Genomic DNA, 16,284 nt, shown 5'->3' with positions numbered 1-16,284 from the left:
TACTTCAAGGGGTAATCACGCGTCGCCACGCGGGATCGATCCCGTGGATCGAGCGATCTGCAAATAGCGTTCGTTCTTGAACCACGCGACGCGCTCGTGCAATAGTCGCCGCGGAGGACAGAACCGACATGAAGCTTCGACATGGCATTATCTTGCTGGGCCTGCTCGTGACGTCTGGAGTTGGCGCAGGCGCGTGCTCGGATGACGATGGCGACGGGACGACGGCGACGACCTCGACCGGCAGCGGCACGGGCGGCGGCGCTACAGGCACGGGCGGCGGCGGCACGGGCGGCGGCGGCACCGGCGGCGGCGTGACGGGCACCGGCGGCGCCGGCGCGGGCGGCGAGGGAGGCAGCGACTCGGCCTGTGCCGACGGGGCGCTGCTCTGCGACGACTTCGAGTCGTACGAGGCCCAGAGCGAGCCGAGCGGCAAGTGGACGGTTTACAAGGCCATGGCGGGATCCGCGGTGACCGTCGACACGGCGATGGCGTACAGCGGCACCAAGTCCGTCAAGGTGACCACGCCCGAGAGCTCGGGACAGGACAACTACAAGTCCGCGATGATCCAGTTCAAGGACGCGGCGGCCCTGCCCGTCGACGGGAACGTCATCCATGGACGTATGATGTTCTTCCTCGAGTCCGCGCCTGACACGGACGTGCACTGGACCATCATCGATGGCGCGGGCACCGTTCCGGGGAAGGATTTCGAGGGGATGCCCTACACGGCCGTGTACCGCTACGGCGGCCAGCATCCGATCGCGAGCGGCAGCCAGCTCATGGCGAACTACGATACGCCCGGGCAGTGGAGCAATCCGCCGACCGCGCCGGCGACGGACTGCTGGCACCACGCCGAGGGGAAGGTGGTCCCGGTGGGCAAGTGGACGTGCGTCGAGTTCACCTTCGACGGGCCGAACAACGAGATGCGCTTCTCGCTGAACGGCGCGGAGATCCCCGAGCTCACGATGTCCGGGACCGGCCAGGGCTGCGCCAACAACATCGAGAACTACGAGTGGACCGCGCCGGAGTTCACCAGCATCGGCTTCGGCTGGGAGTCCTACCAGACCGACGCGCCCCGCGCGATGTGGATCGATGACGTCGTGATCGGCACCGGGCCCATCGGCTGCCCGGCCGAGAAGTGAGCACGAGCTCGCGCCGCTGAGCTCGCCGGAGGCGCGGAGGTGGACTCCGCGCCTCGTTCAATGTCAGCGCCGGGGCCGGCGTCGGGCGCGCCCTGAATCCTCGGGTCTACGCGGGGCCAGGGCGCCGGCGGCGGCGGACGATTGTTGGGCTCGCCGATTGATCGCTCGCCGGCTCCGGCCTACGAGACGGCGGAGGTCCAACGCCTCACGAACCTGGAGGTCTCCGCTGTGATGAAACCGGCCCATCGTCTCTCGCTGCTCGCCTCGTTCGTCCTGGTCGCTGCCGCTTGCGGCGGCTCGCCCGAGCCGGCCCCTGCGGTCCCCGACGTCCCCGCCCAGCCGCAGCCCGCGCCGGAGACGACCGCGGCGCCCGCGCCCGAGCCGGCGGCCCCCGAGGCCGCGGCCACCCCGGAGGGCGGCAGCGCGGCGCCTGCGCCCGCGGCGCCTACGACCGTCGAGGTGCCCATCGAGGCGCGGAGCAAGTCGAAGCTGAAGGGCTCCGCGACCTTCACCGAGGTCGAGGACGGCGTGAAGGTCGCCGTCCAGGTCTCGGGCGCGCCCAAGGGCAAGATCGCCGTGCATGTGCACGAGACCGGCGATTGCAGCGCGCCGGACGCGAAGAGCGCGGGCGCGCACTACAACCCCGAGAACCACCAGCACGGCCTGCCCGACGGCGCGCCGCGCCACCTCGGCGACCTCGGCAACATCGAGGTCAAGGCCGATGGGACCGGGACCCACGAGATCATCGTCAAGGGGGCGAACCTCAAGCAGGGCGCGCCGAACTCCTTCCTCGGCCGCGCCATCATCGTCCACGAGAAGCAGGACGACGGCAGCCAGCCCGCCGGGAACGCGGGTGGGCGCATCGGTTGCGGCGTCATCGGGCAGAGCAAGTGAGCCGCCGCCGCGGCGCGCTCGGGATGCATTGAGTCCACCTCGCCCGCAGCCGAGGCGCCAAGGACGTCGGGAGGACTCTCAACATCCTATTCTATCTCTGCCGCTTTGGCGTTCTAGCTAGAGCACCGAAGAGGCAGAGGACCAGCTTAGTTCGACGGGCCGCGGCGCCCACCGGATCCGCCGACGCGCAAGCTGGAAGAGCACGTCACGCAGCAAGAGGAGAGACCGCAAGGGCGCAAGAGGCGCAATGGGACAGAGATGGAATTGTACTCTCCTCTTCCCCTTGCGTCCCTTGCGGTCCTCTTCCCATAAGTCGATTTTCGCCGAATTTCAGCGTGATCGGCGCTCTAGTACGTTGTCGCCCAAGTTCGTCCCTGGTTCGTCGCGGAGGGGCCGGAGCGGAGGCGGGCCACAACGGGGGCCCGCTGGAGCGCAGGCCGCGGAGCGGCGAACCAGGGAAGTCCTTCGGCAACGATTTTGTGGTGCCGAACCGTGGCGATCCGTTGCTTCCGCCGCGGTTTTGGGGACCCCAGACAACCGATCGCACACCTTCGGAGGGCATGGACCCAACCTGGGCCCAAATGCCGAGCCCTGTACCCGGGTAGCTCGCGATGGTCGATCCGTCGGCTCGGGCCGCCGTGGTCGCCTCGCTCGCCGGCACTCTGAGCCGAGCCGTCACCCTCGGGGACGCGGAGGCAGCCCGGCGGACACCAGGCTGGCGGGGACCGAGCCCCTACGACTCTGCGTGCCAAGATGCGCCCACTGCGACCGAGCGAACGGACACTAGAGATGAGGTGCTACCGTTCCACCGTAAGCGGTGCCGCTGAGCACGGCAGCCAAGCGCCGGCGACCTCGACGGAGCCGGCCGAAGACGGTCCCGATCCGGAACCCTGAGACTCCGGGCGATCTCGCTGACCTGCTCGCCCTCGCACGAGGATGAGCACCTTCCGCTCCCGGGGCTCCACCAGCCAGAGCAGTTCCAGGAGGGAGCGCGCCGCGGTCTCTCAGCAGTACGCCCCTACTGCCTGGGCACGATCTGCTATCATCGCGTCCCCTGAATACGGGCGGACCATGCGAACCAAGTTCTTCGGCTTCCTAGCGACGCTGAGTGTGGCGATCTCCTGCGGCGGCGACTCGGCTACTACTAGCAGTACGACATCCACCGGCACCCACGACGACACGAACAGCGCGAGTTCCGGCGGTCCCATGGCCTGCGTGCCCGGCCAGCAAGTCGAATGTGCTTGCATCGGCGGCGCCACGGGCGTCCAGAAATGCCTTCCCGACGGCTCCGGCTTCGAAGATTGCCAGGGCTGCCCATCAGGTACTGGTGGTGCAGGCGGCACGGATTGTTCCGCGAGCAGTACAGGTGCCGCCGGCGCAGGCACAGGTGGCGCCGGAGGCGCTTTCTGCCCATGTACCCCCGGCACTGAATTGGCGTGTAACACCGCCTGTGGAACTGTTGGCAAGGTCATCTGCACTGCTGACTGCCAGATCCCGAACAACTGCGTTCCGCCAACCGAAACGTGCAACGGTCAAGACGACGATTGCAGGAACGGTGCAGACGACATCTTCGAGTGCATCCAGGGAGCGATCATTCCCTGCTCGACGGCCTGCGGCACCATCGGAACACACACCTGCTCTGCGGCATGCACGCTCCCCATAGCATGTAATCCTCCAGCTGAAACTTGCAATGCGATCGATGACGACTGCAGCGGAGTCGCAGACGACGGGCTCCCGCTCTTTGGCGAACCTTTCTCAATCGGAGGCGCCGACGCGCGTCGACCGAAGGCAGCATATTCCGGCTCGGCCTATGGAGTTTCCTACCTGGATATCACCCCGGACTCCTGGAAGGTGAAGCTTCAGCGTTTCGACAGCGCTGGTATGCTCCTTGGGTCAGCCATCGAGGTGGACGGCGTCACGGCTGGCATTCCGGACATCTCCTGGAATGGGTCGGCCTTCGGAATCGCATGGGCTGAAACCTACACCGGGAGCGGCGTCTACTTTCGCACTTACTCGGAAAGTGGTGTGGCACTATCGCCAATATTCAAGATCGCCTCATCGAATTCGCAGTCCGGAGTGACCATGGCAGCATCCGGCACAGATTTCCTGGTTGCCTTCGATGACTACACTGGCCTTGTCAGTTCGTCCTTCAAGGTGGTCAAAGTCAACACAAGTGGCCAAACCATAGCCTCACATGATCTAACACCGCCGTCGGCGCGTGTCATGCTTACCCGGCTCGTCCCGTCCGGCGCTGCATTCAAGCTGTTTTGGAGTGACAACCGATCAGGGAAATACGCTGTTTTTGCACGCGACCTTGACGTGAACGGTATGCCTACAGGACCAGAAGTTCCGGTCACGGACGGGACCGGCGATGCCGAGGCTTGGTCCGCCACCAAGGTTCCGCTGGGTTACGTCATCGGGTACAGCAGCTTCGAAGCATCAGGCGAGTCGTTCCTACTCACCACCGATGCGACAGGCATTCCGACCGGAGAACCGGTCAATATTGGTTCTTCTGGGCAATTCCCCGAAGTTAACTGGAACGGCACATTCCTCGCGGTGCTGAACGGTGACATGTTCCGCCTGTTTGACGCACAGTTGAGACTCGTGGCGGGACCTTTCACTTTTCACTCTCCGGCTACCAATAATATTAGATATTCGAACCTGCTTTGGGCCAATGGGCGTTACTTCGCAATGGCCGGCACGGACGGTGGGCCTTCCGATCCACCTGTGGCTCGCCTTTTTGGGCCGCTTGGGTGCAATGCTCCCTGAGCGTTCCGTGGAAACCCGCAAGCGGTGAGGTAAACGCGGCCCCTTCGACGCACGGGTAGATTGTTGATAGACTATCACTTTCCAGGAGAGAGGCGGATGGCGTCAGGTTTCTTCCGTCACCGGAGAGGCCCGGATGGCGGCGTCTACCGCAAACGACGCCGGCGCTTGAGCACGTGCGCGTGATGCTTGCGGTTCAGGCGGAGCCGCGAGAACGCGATTTCGATGGGTAGCTTTAAGATCCGGGCGACCTACGAGACCTGCTCACCCTCGCCGACTGGGAGTAGGACGATGCGCTCCCGGGCCTGAACAGCCGGAGCTGGGTCAGGAGGTCGCGCGCCTAGACGGGCCCATGGGGCGGTAACGCCTGCTGCTTGGCGACGCCGTGCGGGTCGGCCGGTGCGGGTCCGCGAAGACCGCTTCCCGGCGGCGATCGGGCCTGCGTGCTACCGGCGCGAGCGCGCTTGCCGCTCCGGTACCGCTGGCAGCGCAAGCAGACGGCCTATCGCCTCGTGAACGACCCCGGCCGCCTCCTCGTCCCCGAGGGCGACGGCGCGGATGAGCGTCTCGGCGAGCGAGGCGACGACGGCGGCCCGATGCGGCGGATCGACCATCGCGAATGCCTCGTTCCCGGAGCCTGCCGTTTGGGCCCGGGTTGGGTCCATGCGCTCCGGGGGGCTGCGATCGGTCGTCACGCCCCCCCGAAATGCCGGCGCATCCCACGGGTCGCACCGGTTCGCCACCGCAAATTCGTCCTTGGGCGACGCGGTACTGGTCCGCTCCTCCGCGTCATCGAGGAGGAGCGCTGACCGGTATCCCCTGTTGCCGCGGGGACGACCCCGAAACCGGAAGGCTCCGGCTCGCAGGAAGCCCCGGCACCGCCGCGGTGCGCCCCGAGGGGTCGCGAGCCATGCGCCCGATCGGATCCCGGAGCGCCTCGCGCTGGAGGTCCGCCACCGGCCCGGACGGAGGTGGCAGGGGCGCGGAGGATGCCACGGCGGACGGGAGGGCCTGACCCGCAGCATCGGCGCCGCGCGCCTCGTGCGCAGGGGCGACCGCGGGCGTCGCACCGGAAGCGCGAGGGCCCGGCGGGGGCTCCCCGGGATGAGCGCCGCTCACGAGCAGCGCGGCGACGATCACCGCCGCCAGCGCCGCCACGACGAAGCCCGCCCGGGAGGGCGAGCGCAACCGCCGCTCCCACATCGCCGAGGAGTCCCTGCCGCGCGCGCTCGCATCGACGAGCGCCATCTCGACGTCCTCGTCGACGTCGACCCGCGTCCCGGCCGGAGCGGTGACCGCCTCGCTCGGCGCCACGACGCCGGCCGCCTGCGCGCACGACGCGGCCGGCCCCGAGGCCGCCTCGCCCGCCGCCGCCGGCGCCGCCTCGCCCTCCCCCGCCAGCGCCGCCTCCGCCCGCGCGCGCGGCGTGTCCGGCAGGGTGGCGACCTCGCTCCGCTCCTCCGACTCGACCTCTCCCCCAGGCGCCGACGGCGGTGGGACCGGCGAAGGCAGCCCCTCCACGGGCAGCGCGAACGCCGCGCCGCCCGAAGGCGGGCCGGAGCCCGTGGCCGCGGAGATCGGGCCGCGCTCCCCAGCACCCTCCCCATCCACGCCGGCGCGCACGCCGGACAGCGAGTCGCGCAGGCCCCCGCGGAGGATGCGCTGGATGCGCTCGACCAGCGGCTCCGCCGCGGGCGGCGCGAACGGGCGGAGCGCCAGCGTGAGCTCCGCCAGATCGGGCCAGCGCCTGTCGCGATCCCGCTCGAGGCACCGCATGATGATCGGATCGATCTCCGGCGTGAGCCCGCGGCGGACCTGCGACGGCAGCGGCGGCACGAACTTGCCGCCGAGCACCAGCGAGACCGTCTGCACCGAGCGGGCGTGCATCGGATACCGGCCCGTGAGCAGGACGTACAGCAGCGACCCCACCGCCCAGATGTCCGCGCGCGCGTCGACGTCGCGCTGCCCGCGCATCTGCTCCGGAGGCATGTAGTGCGGTGTCCCGAGCATCTGACCCGTGCTCGTCCGCATCTCGGAGACGCCCAGCGACGCCGCCTCCGAGACCTTGGAGATCCCGAAGTCGAGCACCTTGATGCACGGCGCGCCCTCGCGGGTATGCGTCAAGAAGAGGTTGGCCGGCTTCACGTCGCGGTGCACGAGCCCCAGCGCGTGCGCCTCCGCGAGCGCGTCGCAGGCCTGGATCACGTAGAGCGTCGCCTCCTCGACCGGCAGCGGGCCCCGCTTCTTGCGGATGACCCGGAGATCGCGGCCGTCGAGGAACTCCATCACCATGAAGGGCAGCCCGCTCGGGAGCCGCCCGACGTCGTGCACCTTGACCGCATGCTCGCTCTTCAGCCGCGCCGCGATCCGCGCCTCCCGGAGGAAACGCTCGCACATCTCCGGATCGGCCGCGGTGGCCGGGAGCAGCAGCTTGATCGCCCGGAGCTCGCCGAGATCCATGTGGGTCGCGGCGATCACCGCGCCCATCGCGCCCTTGTCCAGCAGGCGATCCACGCGGTACTTGCCGGCGATCAGCGTGCCGATCTCCAGCCCTTGGATCTCTTCCAGGCCGCGCATGTCCGAAGCCTCCGACCGAGAGCGCCGCGCCGCAATGCCCAGCATACCGCAGTCGATCCGCGGCGCGGCGACCGATGGGCCGACGGCCTCAAATTCAGCGACGCCATAGAGCGACACCGCCGCCGCGGAGCGCCGGGAGCGACACCGCCGCGGAGCGCCGGGAGCGACACCGCCGCGGAGCGCCGGCAATTCACCTCCGCGCCGCCGCCGATTCGCGCGCCGCCGCCGATTCGCCGCGCCGCCGCCGCATTCGCCGCGACGCCATTGCGGCGCTCGTCGCAATGGCCCGCTCAGCCGCCCTTCCGCGCCCCGCTCGCCTTCGTGATCGCGATCGTCCGCCGCGCGCCGGCCGACTCGACCGTGAGCTCGACCGCGGCGCCCTCCGGCAGGTTCGACAGCGAATAACGCAACGCGTCGAAGTTGGCGAGCGGCCGGCCGTTGACGGCGACCACCACGTCGCCGACGCGGACGCCCGCGGCCTGGGCGGGGCTGCGCTCGTCCACGGCCACGACGACGGCGTCGCCGCTCGTCTTCAGCTCGCCTTCGAGCAAGGGGAAGAGGGGCGCCGCGGTCAGGCCGAACGCGCTCTCCGTGCGCCGGTAGCTCTGCACGGCCGCGTCGAAGCTCTCCTTGCGCATGCGGTAGCGCGCCACGGCCATCACGGCGCCGTCGCGCTCCTGGAAGCGCGCGTCGACGCGCTCGGGGGTGGCGAACGCGCCGACCTGCTTCAGGTAGCGGTTCGCCTCGGCCTCCGCCATCCCGGGCCGCCGCGCGCCGCCGCCGCGCGCCTCGAGGAAGGCGTACGCCTGCGACCCCGCCAGCGCGGGCACGACGTTGCTCGCGAGCCGGGAGATCGCGTCGGCGCGCGCGACCGACAGCGCCGCCTCGCGGGTCTCGCCGGCGCCCTCGCCGACCACGAAGATCGCGTCGCCCTCGGCGGCGAACGGCCGCTGCATCCAGGCAGGCGTCTCGTCGGCCGGCGGCGCCGGGCGCCACCTCGCGCTCGCCGCGGGCGCCGCGCCCGGGCCGGCGACCGGGCGCGGGCGGCCCCAGCCCAGGTACGCGTAGCCCACGCTGAGGACCAGCAGCGCCGCCGCCGCCCCGACCGCCGCGAACGCCCAGCGCGACCCGGGCCCGCCGGCCGCGGCAGCGGCCCGCGCCCGCCGGCGCGCCGTCGCCGCCTCCGACGACGGCACCCCTGACGCGCCCGCCCCGGATGCCCCTGCTGCCCCGGAAGCCGGCGCCCTCGCCGCCGGCGCCCCCGCTGCCCCGGAAGCCGGCGCCGCCGACGACGCCCCCGGCGCCGCCGCCTCCGCGGCCGACACCCCCGGCACCAGCGCCTCTGCCCCCGCTGCCCCGGAAGCCTGCACCCCCGTCACCGACCCCCCTGCCCCCGGCGCCCCCGCTGCCGTGGGCGCCATCCCCGCGGAGCGCCTCGTCGCGGCGGGCGCGGGCGTGCCGGAGGGCGCTCGCGCCGGCTCCAGCGCGGCGCCGAGCCGCTTCAGCACCGGCAGGAGCGCCGCGAACGAGAGCGGCGCGTTGCACCGCTTGCACGGCATGTACGGCTCCCGGTCCTCGATCGCCGCCTGGGCGGCCTCCCGCACGTCGAGCAGCGTCTGCCGGGGCGCGCTGCACCGCGCGCAGGCGCCGTCGACGAGCGCCGAGACCACCGCCGCCCCGAGCGAGGGGCTCGCCGCGGCGAGGTGCTCGAGCAGCGCGACCGGACAGCCCTCGATCTGGATCGACGTCACCTCGTCGCCCAGCGCGCGGAGCGAGAGCGTGAGCGCCTGCGCCCCCTCGGGCGTCACCCCCGCCGCCCCCGTGAGGTCGAGGACGAGATCCCCCTCGATCCCGTCGAGCGCGCGCTTCCACCGGACGTGCGCGTCGAGCCTCCCCCGCACGCGGATGCGCGTCCCGCGCTCGTCCACCGTCTTCTCGATCGCCTCGTGGGTCCCGGCGTCGAGCCGCGCGAGCTCGTCGAGCGCGGCCCGCACGTCCTCGGGCAGCTGGATCCCCGCGTGCGCGGCCGCGAACGCGAAGTAGCTCTCGGCGTCGTCGTCGAACACCGCCGCCCCGCCGCAGCGCGGGCACGGGCTCGCGGGCGGATCGTGCGTCCTGACGAGGTGCGCGTCCCGGTCGCAGTCGAACAGCCGCTCGAACGTGGCGCCGCAGCGCTCGCACCGGTACGGGCCGTAGAACGACACGATGCGCCCGTCGCCGAAGAAGCGGCGGATCATGCTGACCTGGTTCACGATCGGCTCGGTGCAGCGGCCGACGTAGATCTCGGTCGCGTTCAGCGACACCTCGGCCAGCATCGCCATCCACTCGCGCACGCCGAACGACGTGACCCGCTGCACCCCGCCCAGATCGAAGAGCACGCGGCCAGCGATGCCCCGCGCGACCGCGAGGCCATGGAGCTCCTCGGTCATCCGCCCGGACATCGAGACGATGAGCAGGCCGCCCAGCCGGCGCTTGGTCACGGTGAGGGCCCGGGGCCCGTGCCCGTGCGCCCCCTCGGGCTCGGCCCCGGGGCCGGCGTCCACGAGCGACGGGAGCCTCCTCGAGCGCGGCGGCGGCGGGTCCGGGTCGTGCGCGGCCTCGAGCCGCGACGCCGAGAACAGCGGCGCCGACAGCTTCGTCGCGATCCCGCCGGGGCGCTCGACGCTGAGCGCGCCGTGCGGCGCCCCGCCCACGACGTCGAGATCGCCCGCGGACGAGTCGTCGCTCCGGGTCGACTCCTGCCTCTGGACGATGTGCGACAGGAGCTCCGCCTCCGAGGCGAGCGCGCCCCGCCACGCCTCGACCCGCTGGCCGAACAGCTCCGCCATGAACGACGACAGCGCGAGCGACGAGGTGGCGAGCCGCTCCTGCCGGGCGAACGCCTCGAGGTCGATCTGGAGGTCCCGCGCGGTCGCGTACCGCTTCTCCCGGTCCCGCTCCAGGCACTTGAGCACGATCCGCTCGAGCTCCGGCGGGTAGTCGTCGCACACCTGGCTCGGCGGCATCACCGGATCCTCGACGATCGCCCGCATCAGCTCGAACTCGGTGGCGCCGCGCCGGAACAGCCGGCTGCCCGTCGACATCTCGTAGAGCAGGATGCCCACCGAGTAGATGTCGCTCCGGCGATCGAGCTGCTCGCTCGTGCACTGCTCGGGCGACATGTACGGGACCTTGCCCTTGAGCGCGCCGTCGCGCGTCTCGTTGACGCGGTTCGCCGCCTTCGCGATCCCGAAGTCGAGGATCTTCACGGCCCCGTCGTACGTGACGAACACGTTGTGCGGGGACACGTCGCGGTGGACGATGTCGAGCGGCTTGCCGTCGAAGCCGACCTTCTCGTGCGCGTAATGGAGCCCGGCCGCGACGGCGGCGGCGATGGTGATCGCGTGCTCGACCGGCATCCGCCGGTTCGCCGACCGGAGCGACTTCTTGATCGTCCTGAGGTCCTCGCCGTGGAGGTACTCCATGGCGATCACCGGCACGCCGTCGACCTCCTCGATGTCGTACATCTGGACCAGGTTGGGGTGGTCCAGCGTCGCGGCGATGCGCGCCTCGTCGAGGAACATCCGCACGAACTCGGGGCTGTCGACGAGGTGCGGGAGGATCCGCTTGACGACGCAGATCTTCCTCACGCCCGAGATGCCCGCGACGGAGGCCACCCAGATCTCGGCCATCCCGCCCATGCCGATCTTCTTGAGCAGGCGGTACTTGCCGAGCGAGGCAAGGCGGCGCGACGCGGCGCTCAGGGGGCCCGCGGCGGGGCGCTCGGTCATGCGCCCGCCTCCGCGGTGGTGGCCCAATTTGCCCCGGAGTGATTCACATGAAGGCGGGAAGGCAGGAAGATCATTGATCTTTTCTTCCCGCCTTCCCGCCTTCATGTTCAAATCCGGCCACCACCGCCTCCGCCGTGCGAGCCGGCACCGTCATTTCGGAGGGAGCGCGGCGGGCGATCAGGGTGCTCATCGAGGGCCTTCGGCGTGGGGCTTCGCGAAGCTGACGCTGCGGCGCTCACCGCGCGACTCGATCTGGAGGGCCATCGTACCACCGGGCGGGGTGCGCGCCCACGCGTCCGCCGCGGCCCTGCCGAAGGCCTCGACCGAGTGGACCGGGCGCTCGTCGACCGAGAGGACGACGTCCCCCGCGACAATGCCCGGATCCGCGCCGCGCTGCGGGCGCTCCACCGCGACGACGACGAGCTCGCCGGAGGTGCGCGCGCTCGCCTCGAGCAGCGGGAAGAAGCGCGCGACGGTGAGCCCCTGGAACGTGGCCGTCTGGCGGTAGCTCGCCGCGGCCGCCTCGAAGCTCGGCCGCGTCAGCCGGTAGCGCGCGAAGGCGAGGACGCGGCCGCCCTCGCGCCGCACCACGGCGTCGACGCGCTCGGGCGTCGCGAGCGACCCGACCTGGGCGAGGTACCGCCGGGCGACGCGCTCGACGACCTCCGCGCGCTGCTCCGGGGGCTCGGCCGGCGGGTGCGCGGCGAGCAGGTGGGCCACGGGGGAGCTCGCGAGCTCGGCGGCGAGGCCGGACGCGAGGCGCTCGATCGCGCTGCTGCGCGCCTCCGCGAGCGCGTCCGCGTCGCTGGCCGCGGGGCCGCCGCGGCCGACCACGAAGACGCTGTCGGCCTCGAGGACGAACGGCCGCTCCACCCACGCGGGCGGGAGATCGTCGACGGCAGACCAGCCCGCCCGCGCCCGCGCGCTGGCGGAGGGCGCCGGCGCGCGCGCGTCCGTCGCCGGCGCCGGGACCGCGGGCGCCGCCGGGGCCGCGGGCGCCGCCGAGGCCGCGGGCGCCGGGGCCGGCGCCCGCGGCGCCTCGGCGGGGCGCGCGCCGCTGCGCCAGACCGCGAAGCCGGCGGCCACGATCGCCACCCCGGCGAGCAGCGCGACGAAGGCGGCGCTGGCGCCCGCGCCGGGCTGCGCCGCCGCGGGGGCGGCCGGCCGCGGCGGCGAGGCGCTCGCCGGGGGCAGGGCGCCCGGCTGCGGCGAGGCGCTCGCCGGCGTCGGGGCCGAGGGCGGGCGCGACGCGCGGGCGCCGAGCAGCGAGAGCAGCGCGCGGGCGCCGTCGTCGAAGGCGAGCGGCGTGTTGCAGCGCTTGCAGGCGACGCGCGGATCGGGGCCGCCGCGGAGCAGGACATCGTGCTTGCCGACCTCGACGAGCGCGGTCCGGACCGCGCCGCAGGACGCGCAGCGGCCCTCGACGACCGCGGAGGCGAGCCGCGCGAGCTCGGGCCACGAGGGGCTCGCCATGCGCTCGGCGAGCAGCCGGGGACAGCCCTCGATGCGGACCGCCTCGACGGCGCCGTCGAGCTTGCGGAGCGCCGACTCGAAGCGGGCCGCGCCGTCGGCGGTGACCCCGGGGGCGCTGCTCAGGTCGAAGACGACCTGCCCCTCGAGGCCGTCGATGATGCGGCTCCAGCGGAGCGAGGCGGTCAGCTTGCTCCCCACCTTGACCCGCGTGACGCGCCCCTCGACGGACTTCTCCACCGCGTCGCCGGCGGCCGGCTCGTCGCCCTTCTCGAGCTCGAGGAGGATCTCCCGCACCTCCGGCGGGATGGCGCCGGCGCCGTGCTGGGCGACGAACCCGAAGTAGGTCGCCGCGTCGTCGTCGAAGGCGCCGGCGCCGCGGCAGCGCGGGCACACCGCCTCGGGGGCCTTGCCCTCGGCGAGCGAGGCCGCGTCGTGGGCGCAGTCGACGAGCCGCTCGAACTGGGCGCCGCACGACTCGCAGCAGTAGGGCGCGTAGAACGAGACGACCTGCCCGCTCCCGGCGAACCTGCGGATCATGCTGAGCTGGTTGACGACCGGCTCGGAGCAGCGCGCGAGGTAGAGAGCGCGGAGGCGGGGCTCGGCCGCCTGGATCATCTGGAGCCACTCGCGCACGCCGAACGACGTGATCCGCTCGACGCCGGCGAGGTCGAGCAGGACCTTGCCGTCGAGCTCCCGGGCGAGCGCCGCCCCCTTGAACGACTCGGTCATGCGCCCGGCGAGCCGGACGACGAGGACGTCGCCGATCCTCCGCCGGTCGAACGCGAGGCTGTCGAGGCGGCCGGCGGCGCCGGCGGGCGGTACGATCCGCGTCGGCGCGGCGCGCTGCGACCAGGAGGAGTGCGACGGCCGGTCCACCGTGGTGGGCAGGCGCCCCGACGAGACCGGCCCCGAGGGCCCCCCGGCGAGCAGCGGCCCGGCGAGCAGCGGCCCCGACGGCGGCCCGGGGATGCGCGGGCGCGCCGTCCGATGGCCGTTCGGCGGCACGCGGACGGTCGGCCGCACCTCGTCGCCGAGCGGCCGCGCCTCCCCGCCGAGCGACCGCGCCTCCTCGCCGAGCGGCCGCGCCTCCTCGCCGCCGTCGCGCGCCGCGCGCAGCGTCCCCGGCGCGGCGCCGTGGCTCCGCGGCACCGGGATGAGGGCCTCAGAGAGGACGGTGAGGGTCATGGTCTGGTTGTGCAGGTCGCAGTGGCCGGCGGCGTAGGGCGAGATCTCCCCGTACGAGTAGAACCCCGTCACCTGCGTGCCCCGCGGCAGCACGTCCAGCACCGCCTCGACCTCCTCCTCGGTCCGGTCGCCCAGCACGATCCGCCGACCCACGCAGCTGATCGCGATCGCCAGCGCCCCCTCGCCCGCCGCCGCCGCGACCCTGCCCGCCTCGCTCGCCGCCCGCGCCGCCTGCTCCGCGCCCCCGATCAGCCGCTCGAAGTCCGCCTTCATCAGCTGCACGAGGTGGCCCTCCGGCACGTCCCCCGCGAACGTCATCGACTGCTGCTCGTGGTCCACCGCCAGCACCGTGCGGACCAAGAACTTCTCGTCCCGCGCCGTCGCCCGCAGCGCCAGCGGGAACAGCAGCGCCGACGCAGGCAGCTCCGCCGCCTTGTCCCCGAGATACTCCTTGTACAGCGACAGCGCCGGCTTGCCGTCGACCTCGTACAGCACGTTCCCCGCCGAGCGCGTCACCACCCGCTCCGGCCCGAACTTGTCCCACCCCCCCTTGGACCCGTGCTGGATCACCACGTGCTCGCCGTACAGCCCCACCGCCGCCACCAGCCCGCTGCGCACCGTGTCCCCGACGCACACCCACGTCCGCTGAAACCGCGTCCCGTCCCCCGACAGCCCTCCGGTCACCACCACCGACTCGGGCAGCACCGCGTTCAGCCCCGCCACGAGCTGGCTGCCGTTCACCCCGAGCCCCTCCGACAGCACCAGCACCCCGCGCAGCCCCGGCCGGTCCAGCTTGCGCGCCAGCGCCTGCCCCGCCGCGAACGACCCCGACGCGCTCGCCACCTCCACCTGCGCCGCCGACAGCGTCGTGCGCTCGAACCGCGCCACCGCCACCGACAGCGTCCCGTCGCGCACCGCCGTGCCCGCGATCTCCCCCGCGCTCGAGCACCCCACCATGTGCGACCGCGGGTACGCCCGCCGCAGCTCCCGGATCGCACCCGGGTCGTCCAGGAACTCGGGCGCGCCGAACACAAGCACCAGCGTCCGGTCGCTGTCGAGCGCGGGCAGCGCCCGCACCGACCACTTGCCCGTCGCGCGCGAGAACGAGAACGTCGCGAGCCGCATCCCGGGCGCCGCGCTCGACGCTGTCGACGGCGCGTCGAAATGGGTGTCGGACGCGATCTCGAGCTCCTCGAACTCCGCCATCCCGCCCGCCGGCTGCGCCACCACGCGGGCCGCCACGGCCGGCGTCCCCTTCGCGGCGCGCGGCCTCCGCTCCCGCGGGCCCTCGCTCCGGATGAGCAGCGGGGTGAGGGCCTCGGAGAGGACGGTGAGGGTCATGGTCTGGTTGTGCAGGTCGCAGTGACCGGCGGCGTAGGGCGAGATCTCCCCGTACGAGTAGAACCCCGTCACCTGCGTGCCCCGCGGCAGCACGTCCAGCACCGCCTCGACCTCCTCCTCGGTCCGGTCGCCCAGCACGATCCGCCGACCCACGCAGCTGATCGCGATCGCCAGCGCCCCCTCGCCCGCCGCCGCCGCCGCCCTGCCCGCCTCGCTCGCCGCCCGCGCCGCCTGCTCCGCGCCCCCGATCAGCCGCTCGAAGTCCGCCTTCATCAGCTGCACGAGGTGGCCCTCCGGCACGTCCCCCGCGAACGTCATCGACTGCTGCTCGTGGTCCACCGCCAGCACCGTGCGGACCAAGAACTTCTCGTCCCGCGCCGTCGCCCGCAGCGCCAGCGGGAACAGCAGCGCCGACGCAGGCAGCTCCGCCGCCTTGTCCCCGAGGTACTCCTTGTACAGCGACAGCGCCGGCTTGCCGTCGACCTCGTACAGCACGTTCCCCGCCGAGCGCGTCACCACCCGCTCCGGCCCGAACTTGTCCCACCCCCCCTTGGACCCGTGCTGGATCACCACGTGCTCGCCGTACAGCCCCACCGCCGCCACCAGCCCGCTGCGCACCGTGTCCCCGACGCACACCCACGTCCGCTGAAACCGCGTCCCGTCCCCCGACAGCCCTCCGGTCACCACCACCGACTCGGGCAGCACCGCGTTCAGCCCCGCCACGAGCTGGCTGCCGTTCACCCCGAGCCCCTCCGACAGCACCAGCACTCCGCGCAGCCCCGGCCGGTCCAGCTCGCGCGCCAGCGCCTGCCCCGCCGCGAACGACCCCGATGCGCTCGCCACCTCCACCTGCGCCGCCGACAGCGTCGTGCGCTCGAACCGCGCCACCGCCACCGACAGCGTCCCATCGCGCACCGCCGTGCCCGCGATCTCCCCCGCGCTCGAGCACCCCACCATGTGCGACCGCGGGTACGCCCGCCGCAGCTCCCGGATCGCACCCGGGTCGTCCAGGAACTCGGGCGCGCCGAACACAAGCACCAGCGTCCGGTCGCTGTCGAGCACGGGCAGCACCCGGACCGACCACTTCTGGGTGTCCCGATCGTAGTGGAACGTCTCGAGGATCATGGGGCTCGTCGCCC

7 protein-coding genes are annotated in these 16,284 nt (G+C 72.4%); 3 read left to right on the top strand and 4 right to left on the bottom strand.

Going from position 1 to position 16,284, the window contains the following annotated elements; all coding sequences use genetic code 11:
• The first annotated feature begins 128 nt into the window (after positions 1-128).
• The 3 genes from WMF20_RS47415 (at position 129) to WMF20_RS47405 (ending at position 4,802) form a co-directional block, all read left to right on the top strand.
• Positions 129-1,139 carry a hypothetical protein gene (locus WMF20_RS47415; RefSeq protein WP_237244758.1) on the top strand — a complete coding sequence of 337 codons (1,011 nt, stop codon included), beginning with the start codon at positions 129-131 and terminating at the stop codon, positions 1,137-1,139.
• 231 nt (positions 1,140-1,370) lie between these two features.
• A complete protein-coding gene (locus WMF20_RS47410) occupies positions 1,371-2,033 on the top strand; it encodes a superoxide dismutase family protein (RefSeq protein ID WP_437608357.1) in 663 nt (220 codons plus the stop codon).
• Positions 2,034-3,104: 1,071 nt separating this feature from the next.
• Positions 3,105-4,802, top strand: coding sequence for a hypothetical protein (locus WMF20_RS47405; protein WP_437608355.1), 1,698 nt, complete (start codon positions 3,105-3,107; stop codon positions 4,800-4,802).
• Positions 4,803-5,245: 443 nt separating this feature from the next.
• Here WMF20_RS47405 and WMF20_RS47400 read toward each other — a convergent pair whose 3' ends face one another.
• From WMF20_RS47400 to WMF20_RS47385, 4 genes are all read right to left on the bottom strand, one after another.
• Positions 5,246-5,413, bottom strand: a complete 168-nt coding sequence (locus WMF20_RS47400) for a hypothetical protein (protein ID WP_437608353.1) — start codon at positions 5,411-5,413, stop codon at positions 5,246-5,248.
• A gap of 175 nt (positions 5,414-5,588) precedes the next feature.
• Positions 5,589-7,376, bottom strand: a complete 1,788-nt coding sequence (locus WMF20_RS47395; protein WP_437608351.1) for a protein kinase domain-containing protein — start codon at positions 7,374-7,376, stop codon at positions 5,589-5,591.
• Positions 7,377-7,666: 290 nt separating this feature from the next.
• A complete protein-coding gene (locus WMF20_RS47390) occupies positions 7,667-11,146 on the bottom strand; it encodes a protein kinase domain-containing protein (protein ID WP_437608349.1) in 3,480 nt (1,159 codons plus the stop codon).
• A 186-nt stretch (positions 11,147-11,332) separates the two neighbouring features.
• Complete coding sequence (locus WMF20_RS47385; RefSeq protein ID WP_437608347.1) at positions 11,333-16,270, bottom strand: FIST N-terminal domain-containing protein; 4,938 nt, start codon at positions 16,268-16,270, stop codon at positions 11,333-11,335.
• Positions 16,271-16,284: the final 14 nt, after the last annotated feature.

It is taken from the genome of Sorangium sp. So ce834, from assembly GCF_051521425.1.
GTDB classification, from domain to species: domain Bacteria; phylum Myxococcota_A; class Polyangia; order Polyangiales; family Polyangiaceae; genus Sorangium; species Sorangium cellulosum_D.
The sequence above is the reverse complement of the archived record's forward strand: the minus strand, read 5'-3'. Positions and strand labels throughout refer to the sequence as shown.

Bases quoted from the DNA above. Each gene is read 5' to 3' on its own strand.
- WMF20_RS47415 (WP_237244758.1), top strand. From the start codon at position 129: ATGAAGCTTCGACATGGCATTATCTTGCTGGGCCTGCTCGTGACGTCT.
- WMF20_RS47395 (WP_437608351.1), bottom strand. From the start codon at position 7,376: ATGCGCGGCCTGGAAGAGATCCAAGGGCTGGAGATCGGCACGCTGATC.
- WMF20_RS47390 (WP_437608349.1), bottom strand. From the start codon at position 11,146: ATGACCGAGCGCCCCGCCGCGGGCCCCCTGAGCGCCGCGTCGCGCCGC.
- WMF20_RS47385 (WP_437608347.1), bottom strand. From the start codon at position 16,270: ATGATCCTCGAGACGTTCCACTACGATCGGGACACCCAGAAGTGGTCG.
- WMF20_RS47400 (WP_437608353.1), bottom strand. From the start codon at position 5,413: ATGGTCGATCCGCCGCATCGGGCCGCCGTCGTCGCCTCGCTCGCCGAG.
- WMF20_RS47410 (WP_437608357.1), top strand. From the start codon at position 1,371: ATGAAACCGGCCCATCGTCTCTCGCTGCTCGCCTCGTTCGTCCTGGTC.
- WMF20_RS47405 (WP_437608355.1), top strand. From the start codon at position 3,105: ATGCGAACCAAGTTCTTCGGCTTCCTAGCGACGCTGAGTGTGGCGATC.